Genomic DNA, 6,854 nt, shown 5'->3' with positions numbered 1-6,854 from the left:
CCGGCCGTGAGCCTGGTACGCGCGCCATCCGGAACCCGACAGAACAATCGCAAGCCAGCCCAACAGGGCGACAGTCAGTGGCGGGGTCAGAGCCCCGGAGACGCCCTTACATCATCATTGTCGGTGGCCGCTGCTTCACTCTTCGTCATGACGAACTTCGGCTTCATTCTTCCCGGCGGCACCCCCCGCCAGCAGATCGAGCACGCCGTCCTCGCCGAGCAGGCCGGGTGGGACGGCATCTTCGTCTTCGAGACCGCCTACGGGGTGGATGCCTGGAGCCTGCTCAGCGCCATGGCCGCCGTCACCTCCCGCATCCGCCTCGGCACCATGCTCACCCCGCTGCCCTGGCGCCGCCCGTGGAAGCTCGCGTCCCAGGTCGCCACCCTCGACGTCATCTCCGAGGGCCGCGCCGTCCTCGGGGTCGGGCTCGGTGCCGTCGACCCGGCCCTTCCCCGTGGCGGTTCCGACGTGATCGACCGGCGCCAGCGCGCCGCCATGCTCGACGAGGGTATCGACCTGATCCGCGAACTGTGGCGCGGCGGCACATCATTCAACGGCGATCAGTACACCTACCAGGGTGGTGAGGGCAGCGAGGCCATCATCGGCGGGCTGCGCCCGGTGCAGAAACCGATCCCGGTCTGGGCCGTCGGTGCCTGGCCCCGGCCCAGGTCGATGAACCGCATCCTGCGCTGCGACGGGGTCATCCCGGAATACCACCTGCCCGACGGCAGGCCGGCCACGCCCACCGATCAGCGCGAACTCGTCGCCTGGCTCGCCGAGCGCGGCCGCACCGACATCGAGGTGCTGCACGAGGGCGAGACCCCGGCCGACCGGGCCGCCGCCCTCGAGACCGTGACCCCGTGGATCGAGGCCGGGGCGACCTGGTGGCTGGAGGCGCGCTGGGGCGGAGACCAGCACGGGCCTGAGAAGATGCGCGAGATCTCGGCCCGGCTCGAAGCCGGCCCGCCGCGCCCCTGACCGCTCACAGCCCCTGACCGCTCACAGCACCAGGAGCACAGGGCCGGGAACGCAGGGCCGGGAACGCAGGGCCGGGAACGCAGGGCCGGGAACGCAGGGCCGGAAGTACAGGGCCGGTCGAAGTCACCCATCAGCGAGGAGAGTCATGACGTTGCAAGGTCCGTTCGTCGGAACCAGCGCGGTGGTGGTCCGCGACGGCGCCGTCCTGCTCGGCCGCAGGCTGGGCGCACACGGCGCCGACACCTGGGCCTTTCCTGGTGGCAAGGTCTCGGCAGGCGAGCGGCCCGAGGTGGCGGCGGCCCGCGAACTCCAGGAGGAGACCGGGCTGCGGGCCGTCCGGGTCTCGCCGATCACCTGGACGAACGACCTCTTCCCGGACGACGGCCTGCACTACGTCACGCTGCACCACCTGATCGAGGCCGAGGGCGAGCCCCGGGTGCTGGAGCCGGAGAAGGCCGCCGAGTGGGTCTGGTGGCGCGACCTCGACAACCTGCCCACGCCCTTGTTCGGCCCGGCCGCGGCGCTGTGGGCCACCGGCTGGCGTCCTGGTCAGGACCACGCTCCGGCCTGACCGAGACACCCCCGGGCACCTCCCCCCGCTCGAAGCTGCTCACCCGACATACTCTGCCCATGTCAGCTGTCACCACCCCCGGTCCCGAACACGAAGACCTGTTCTTCGGCACCTACACCGAACGCCTCCCCCACGTCGACGGCCAGGCGCCGGGCATCATGCGCGCGAGCTACACCGGGCACGGGCAGCTGGGTGAGGCAACTCTGGCGACCGTGCTGAGGAACCCTTCCTGGGTAACCACTTTCGAGGGGGTGCTCTACGCGGTCTCGGAAACGCACGCCGAAGAGGGCCAGGGCGGGGTGAGCGCCTACCGGATCAACTCCGAACAGCACACGCTGGTCCTTCTCGGCATGCAGCCCTCCGGGGGTGCGGACCCGGCGCACCTGGCGGTCTCCCCCGACGGGCGTCACCTGGTGGTGGCCAACTACTCCGGCGGGTCGGTCGCCCTGTTCGGCCTGCAGGAAGAGACCGGCCGCATCGGGGAACGACTCGACCTGGTGCAGCACGAAGGTGCCGGGCCCAACGAGGCCCGGCAGACGTCACCCCATCCGCACATGGTCGCGTTCAGCCCGGCCGGCCCGGAACTGCTCGTGGTCGACCTCGGCATCGACGCCGTGCTGGTCTACCGGATCGAGAATGAGCGTCTGGTACCGGCCGGCCGCATCGACTGCCCGCCCGGGAGCGGCCCGCGGCACCTCGCCTTCCACCCCTCCGGCGACACGTTCTTCCTGGTCGGCGAACTCGACAACAGCCTGACCACGTTCCGGCGCACCGAATCCGGTTTCGTCGCCGTGGGTTCGGTGTCACTGCTGCCCGACGACACCGAGGAACCGAGTTCGGCCGCCGCGGTCCGGGTCGACCCGTCGGGTGAGCTGGTGTTCGCCAGCAACCGTGGCCACGACAGCGTCAGTGTGTTCCGCCATGGCCCCGGCGATGCACTCAGCCTGATCGCCTCGGTCCCGGTCCGCGGACGAGCCCCGCGCGACGTGGCGCTGACCCCCGACGGGCAGTACCTGCTGGCCGCGAACCAGAACAGTCACTCGGTGACGGTGTTCAGCGTGGACCCTCAGGCGGAAGGCGCCGAGGTGCTCTCTTTCGTGCGTGAGCACCACGTTCCGACACCTGTCTGCCTGGCCTGGCTGTAGTTCCTGCCCGAAAAGCCGCTGCACCTGGCCGGTTGCCCGTGAGGGCGGCGATCGTGCTCGGACCCTGTCCACCCCCGGACTGTTCCGCTACCTTCTGAGCACGGTCGCTCACCCGCCGCTTCTTTGTCGCCCCCGCATGCGCCCCGCCGCCGCTCCGGCCGCAAGCCGCATGTATCTCAGGGGATTCTTGCGTCTCCTACCACTGGGACCCCGCCGGACGGCATCATCACGTCTACGTTCTCGGGCGGGGGATGCCCGGCAGCGACGGAGGAGTCTCGATGCAGACCGGTAACAGCACGGGGATCAGGCTGGCCACCGAAATCGACCGGCCGAGGGTGCTCACACAGCACGGCAAGCAGAGCCCTGGCCAGTACCCGAACCAGGGCAACCAGAACGGCCAGGCCCGCACCGGGGCCGCGACGCCGTCCGGCGGCGCGCACCCGCAGCAGGTGGGCCCGCAGGGAGGGGCCCGGGCCACCCGGGTCTTCGTGTTCGGCTGCGACCGTCTGTCGCAGGCCGGGATGATCGCCTACCTGCGCGACTGCCCCGGGATCGAACTGGTGCCGGAGGCGGGCATGGCCACCGCCGACGTCACCGTGGTCGCGGCCGAGGCGATGGACGAGCCCGGCCTGGTCGCCCTGCGGGCGGTGCAGGAGTCCGGCGCCCGGCGAACCCTGCTGGTGGTGGGCGAGATCGACGCCCGGGGCGTGGCCGACGCGTTCGACGCCGGGGTCATCGGCATCCTGCGCCGCTCGGCGATCACCACCCGTTCCCTGGCCCGCGCCATCGCCTCGGCCCAGGCCGGCGAGAGTGTGCTGCCCACCGAACTGCTCACCCGCCTGGTGCGTCAGGTCCGCTCCCCGCGTCCCCGGGTGTCCAGCCTTAAGGAGGGCACGTCGGCACCCACGTCCACGGTGGAGGTCCCGCCCGCGCAGGCGCACACGGAGCGTGAACTGGCTGTGCTGCGGATGCTGGGTGAGGGCTGCGACACCCGGGAGATCGCCCGGCGGCTGGCCTATTCCGAGCGCACCGTGAAAACCGTGATCCAGGACCTTTCCCAGCGGCTCGGCCTGCGCAATCGTTCCCACGCGGTGGCCTATGCGGTACGCAACGGCCTGATCTGAGCGGCGTGAGGGGCCCTCATCGGTCTCTCATGCAGCCCAGGTAGATTCACCGGCCGTAAGCAGAGGCCAGATCGATCCAGGAGCGCAGTCGTGCCGTTGTCACCCCTGAGACCCGGTGACCCGGCCACCATCGGCGGCTTCCGGCTGGTCGCCCGGCTCGGTTCGGGCGGCATGGGTGTGGTCTACGTGGGCACCGACCAGGCGGGCCGGCCCGCGGCAGTGAAGTCGGTCAAGGCCGAGTACGCGGCCGACCCGGCGTTCCGGGCCCGTTTCCGGCGGGAGGTCGCTGCGGCCCGCGCCGTCACCGGGGCCTGTACCGCGCGGGTGCTCGACGCCGGTCCCGACGCCGCCGAGCCCTGGCTGGCCACCGAGTACGTGGGCGGCGCGAGCCTGGACGACGTGGTGCGCGCCGACGGGCCGTTCTCCGATCAACTGCTGCACGCGCTGGCCACCGGGCTGGCCGAGGCGTTGTCGGCGATCCACGAGGCCGGGGTGGTGCACCGCGACCTTAAGCCGGCCAACGTGTTGCTTGCGCCGGACGGTCCCAAGGTCATCGACTTCGGTATCGCCGCAATGGAATCCGCAACGCACGCCACGCGTACCGGCGTAGGCATGGGCAGCCCGGGGTACATGGCGCCGGAACAGGTAACCGGCACAACGTTGGTCGGTCCACCCGCCGATGTGTACGGCTGGGGTCTGACCGTTCTCTTTGCGGCAACGGCGAAACCGCCGTACGGCAGTGGACCGGCCCCGGCGCTGATGTACCGCGTGGTGCACGCAGAGGTAGACCTGTCGGGCCTACCCCAGTGGATCGCCCCCTTGGTACAGGCGGCTCTGGACAGGGAGCCGCAGAACCGGCCGACGGCCAAGCAATTGCTGCAGGGGCTCGTCGCCTTCGGTCAGAAGCAGAACCAGCAAACAATGGACGGTCGCGGCGCCACCGCCGTCATCGGCCAGCTGGGTGGGTGGGACAGTGACGAACGGGCCGCCACCCGGCCGTTCGACACCGACGCAACGCAACTCATCCTGCGTGAGGAGTGGCAGCAGCCGGCCGCCGCCCGGGCCCCCGAACTGCCTTCTCCGCCCGTCGTGGCGGATCTGGCTCCGGGTAACCGTCGCGGAGAGACTCCGAAGTCCGCCGAGCATCGGTCCGGCCGCACTGCCCTGGTAACCACCGGCGTCCTTACTTTCTTACTGGCCGCCGCCCTGACCTGGTTCCTGTGGCTGGGCCCCGACCGCCGCGCGAACGACCCGGCCGAAACCGCCCGCCCGCAGTCGAGCACCAGCGCGGGCCCCACAGCGACCACCCCGGCAACCACGACCACCCCGGCAATTACGGCCCCGGCCGGAACCGGGATTCCGCTGTTCCAGGGCGATCTCGGCGACCCTGAGCGCAGCGCCGCCTTCAGCGGCCTGGTCAGCGCCTTCAATGGCCAGGTGGTACAGCTCAGTTCGCAGACCGCGGCCACGGCGCAGACCGAGCGCTACTTCCAGGCGAACTCCCCCGGTGGCGAGGAGTACGACGACCCCCAGTTCACCCTGTTCGCCGGCACCGGCCTCGCCGAGGGCCAGGAGCCCGGCTTCCCGCCCGGGTCCCCGTGCACCGCCACCACCTACTCCGTCGAGGAGGTCGACGGCGAGGACCCCGGTGACGCCCGGTTCGTCCACGACCAGAACGGCTTTCTTCTGTCCGGCTACTTCGAGGTCGACATCGAGGACACCGAGAACGGCGTGACCACGGTGACCCTGTCCGGCCTGAACGAGCAGGACGTTCTCAACGGCGAGGACTGAACGCCGGTCAGTGGGCGGTCAGCAGGGCCTCGGAGACCGCCGAGGCGCCCAGCCGGACCAGGGAGTCCGGCCCCAGTTCGTCCACCCCACCGCGCCCGAGCAGGGTGAGCACCGTGCGAATCTCGTCGTAGAGCAGCGAGTGCACCCGCTCCACCCCGGCCTGACCACCGGCCGCCAGCCCGTAGGCGGCCAGCCGCCCGATCACCACCACGTCCGCACCGAGAGCCAGCGCCTTCACCACATCCGCACCCCGACGGACACCACTGTCGAAAAGGATCGGCAAACGTCCTTCAATCACTTCCCGCACCTCGATCAAGGCGTCGAGCGCCGCGGGCACCCCGTCCAGCTGACGGCCCCCGTGGTTGGAGACGTAGACGGCGGCGGCCCCGGCGGCCTCTGAGGCCAGTGCGTCTTCCGGCGTCATGATGCCCTTGGCGAACCAGGGCAGTGCGGTCTCGTTCATCAGCCCGGCCAGCCGTTCCCACGACCAGACCGTGGCACACCGCTCAAAGAGCTGCCCGAACACCTCGATCAGCTTGGTCTCGCCGTCGTTGCGGTAGTTGCCGTTGACGTAGCGCGCGTCCAGGTCGAAAGCGTTGCGCAGCACCCGTTCCCGCCATCCACCGGTGGGGCAGTCGACGGTCAGGCAGATCGCCTCGTAGCCGGCGTCCTCGATCCGGTGCAGCATGTGCCGGAAGTTCGCCTCCGGGCCCATCGGGTGCAGCTGGGCGATCCGGGCCGCCTTCGGTGCCGCCTCGGCCACGTCCTCGAGCGCGTGCGTGCCCGCCTCCGGCACGATGCTCGCGATCCCGGCGTTCAGGTTGGCCCGGGCGACGGCCTTCTGGCCCTCCGGGTGGAACAGCCCGTCGGCCCCGAACGGCGAGGTCAGCACCGGCATGGCCAGGTCGATGCCGAGCAGCGCGGTGGAGATGTCGGGGGTGGCGAGCCCGCTCATCACCCGCTGCCGGAAACCCCAGCGGGCGAAGGCCGAGCGGTTGGCGGCCAGGGTGGTCTCGTCCCCCGCACCGCCCTCGAGGAAGTCGGCGACCTCCGGCGACAGCCTCGACAGCGCCGTCCGGCGGATCTGGGAGAGCGTGGCAAGCTCGGGCGTGGAAACCGATTTGAACGCGACCATCAGGCATCCCTCATCGGAGTTGAGAAGATGTTCCCAACTCTAAGGCGGATTTCCGGACAAGTAACCCACAGATGAGAAGTTTTTCCCGGCTTGGCGAGGTCCGGTCTCGC

6 protein-coding genes are annotated in these 6,854 nt (G+C 70.4%); 5 read left to right on the top strand and 1 reads right to left on the bottom strand.

The window, feature by feature from the left end; translation table 11 throughout:
- The first annotated feature begins 147 nt into the window (after window positions 1–147).
- From QSK18_RS35435 to QSK18_RS35415, 5 genes are all read left to right on the top strand, one after another.
- On the top strand, window positions 148–978 hold the full coding sequence (locus QSK18_RS35435; protein ID WP_285628866.1) for an LLM class flavin-dependent oxidoreductase: 831 nt from the start codon (window positions 148–150) through the stop codon (window positions 976–978).
- Between the two features lie 145 nt (window positions 979–1,123).
- On the top strand, window positions 1,124–1,549 hold the full coding sequence (locus tag QSK18_RS35430; RefSeq protein WP_285628863.1) for a nucleotide triphosphate diphosphatase NUDT15: 426 nt from the start codon (window positions 1,124–1,126) through the stop codon (window positions 1,547–1,549).
- 59 nt (window positions 1,550–1,608) lie between these two features.
- Window positions 1,609–2,694: a lactonase family protein gene (locus QSK18_RS35425; RefSeq protein WP_285628859.1), complete on the top strand. Its 1,086-nt coding sequence runs from the start codon at window positions 1,609–1,611 to the stop codon at window positions 2,692–2,694.
- A gap of 278 nt (window positions 2,695–2,972) precedes the next feature.
- Window positions 2,973–3,818, top strand: a complete 846-nt coding sequence (locus QSK18_RS35420) for a helix-turn-helix transcriptional regulator (protein WP_232815219.1) — start codon at window positions 2,973–2,975, stop codon at window positions 3,816–3,818.
- A gap of 90 nt (window positions 3,819–3,908) precedes the next feature.
- On the top strand, window positions 3,909–5,609 hold the full coding sequence (locus QSK18_RS35415) for a serine/threonine-protein kinase (RefSeq protein ID WP_285628854.1): 1,701 nt from the start codon (window positions 3,909–3,911) through the stop codon (window positions 5,607–5,609).
- 7 nt (window positions 5,610–5,616) lie between these two features.
- Here the strand turns inward: QSK18_RS35415 and QSK18_RS35410 are convergent, their stop codons facing one another.
- Entirely contained in the window at window positions 5,617–6,744 is a 1,128-nt protein-coding gene (locus QSK18_RS35410) for an alpha-hydroxy acid oxidase (protein WP_285628851.1), read from the bottom strand.
- Window positions 6,745–6,854: the final 110 nt, after the last annotated feature.

This window comes from Kineosporia sp. NBRC 101677 (assembly GCF_030269265.1).
GTDB classification, from domain to species: Bacteria; Actinomycetota; Actinomycetes; order Actinomycetales; family Kineosporiaceae; genus Kineosporia; species Kineosporia rhizophila.
This window is presented reverse-complemented; position numbering and strand designations above follow the sequence as displayed.